We start from the raw sequence: 1,784 nt of genomic DNA, 5'->3' as shown, positions 1-1,784 counted from the left end.
CTCGCCCGCGAGGGCCTCAGCTGGCACAAGCCGTTCACCAAGGTGCTCGACGAGAGCAACGCGCCGTTCTACAAGTGGTTCGACGACGGTGAACTCAACGCGTCGTACAACTGCCTCGACCGTCACGTCGAAGCCGGCAACGGCGAACGCGTCGCGGTCATCTTCGAGGCCGACGACGGCACCGTCACGCGCGTCACCTATGCCGATCTCCTCGCACGCGTGTCGCGCTTCGCGAATGCGCTGAAGAAACGCGGGATCGGCAAGGGCGATCGCGTCATCATCTATATTCCGATGTCGATCGAAGGCATCGTCGCGATGCAGGCCTGCGCGCGCATCGGCGCCACGCACTCGGTCGTGTTCGGCGGCTTCTCCGCGAAATCGCTGAACGAGCGGCTCGTCGACGTCGGCGCCGTTGCGCTCATCACCGCCGACGAGCAGGCGCGCGGCGGCAAGACGCTGCCGCTCAAGAGCATTGCCGATGAAGCAATCGCGATGGGCGGCTGCGAAGCCGTCAAGAGCGTGATCGTCTATCGCCGCACCGGCGGCAAGATCGACTGGCATGCCGATCGCGACCTGTGGATGCACGAGATCGCGGACGGCGAGTCCGACACGTGCGCGCCGGAATGGGTCGGCGCCGAGCATCCGCTGTTCATCCTGTATACGTCGGGCTCGACCGGCAAGCCGAAGGGCGTGCAGCACAGCACGGGCGGCTACCTGCTGTGGGCCGCGCAGACGATGAAGTGGACCTTCGACTGGAAACCGACCGACGTGTTCTGGTGCACGGCCGACATCGGCTGGGTCACGGGCCACACGTACATCACGTACGGCCCGCTCGCGTGCGGCGGCACGCAGGTCGTGTTCGAGGGCGTGCCGACGTATCCGGACGCCGGGCGCTTCTGGAAGATGATCGGCGATCACAAGGTCACGGTGTTCTACACCGCGCCGACCGCGATCCGTTCGCTGATCAAGGCCGCCGAGGCCGACGACAAGGTCCATCCGAAGAGCTATGACCTGTCGAGCCTGCGCATCATCGGCACGGTTGGCGAGCCGATCAATCCGGAAGCGTGGATGTGGTACCACAAGCACGTCGGCCAGGAGCGTTGCCCGATCGTCGACACGTGGTGGCAGACCGAAACCGGCGGCCACATGATCACGCCGCTGCCGGGTGCGACGCCGACGGTGCCGGGTTCGTGCACGCTGCCGCTGCCGGGCATCATGGCCGCGGTGGTCGACGAGACGGGCCAGGACGTGCCGAACGGGCAAGGCGGCATCCTCGTCGTCAAGCGCCCGTGGCCGGCGATGATCCGCACGATCTGGGGCGACCCGGAGCGCTTCAAGAAGAGCTACTACCCCGAGGAACTCGGCGGCCGGCTGTATCTCGCCGGCGACGGCACGGTGCGCGACAAGGACACCGGCTACTTCACGATCATGGGCCGCATCGACGACGTGCTGAACGTGTCGGGCCACCGGCTCGGCACGATGGAGATCGAGTCGGCGCTGGTCTCGCACGAGCTGGTTGCCGAAGCGGCCGTGGTCGGCCGCCCGGACGACACGACGGGCGAGGCGGTGGTCGCGTTCGTGGTGCTGAAGCGTTCGCGCCCGGAGGGCGAGGAAGCGGCGGCGCTGGCGAAGGCGCTGCGCGACTGGGTCGGCAAGCAGATCGGGCCGATCGCGAAGCCGAAGGACATCCGCTTCGGCGACAACCTGCCGAAGACGCGCTCGGGCAAGATCATGCGGCGCCTGTTGCGCTCGCTCGCGAAGGGCGAGGCGATCACGCAGGACAC

1 protein-coding gene is annotated in these 1,784 nt (G+C 67.3%); it reads left to right on the top strand.

Features of this window, described 5'->3' with window-relative positions; genetic code table 11:
- Positions 1–1,784 (top strand): acetate--CoA ligase (acs, locus tag DIE23_RS38915; RefSeq protein ID WP_124618169.1); only part of this gene is annotated, 1,784 nt, incomplete at both ends.

Origin of the sequence: Burkholderia sp. Bp9143, assembly GCF_003853645.1 — a bacterium.
Lineage (GTDB): Bacteria > Pseudomonadota > Gammaproteobacteria > Burkholderiales > Burkholderiaceae > Burkholderia.
Note: the sequence above shows the minus strand (reverse complement) of the source record. Positions and strands in the feature narration are given on the sequence as shown.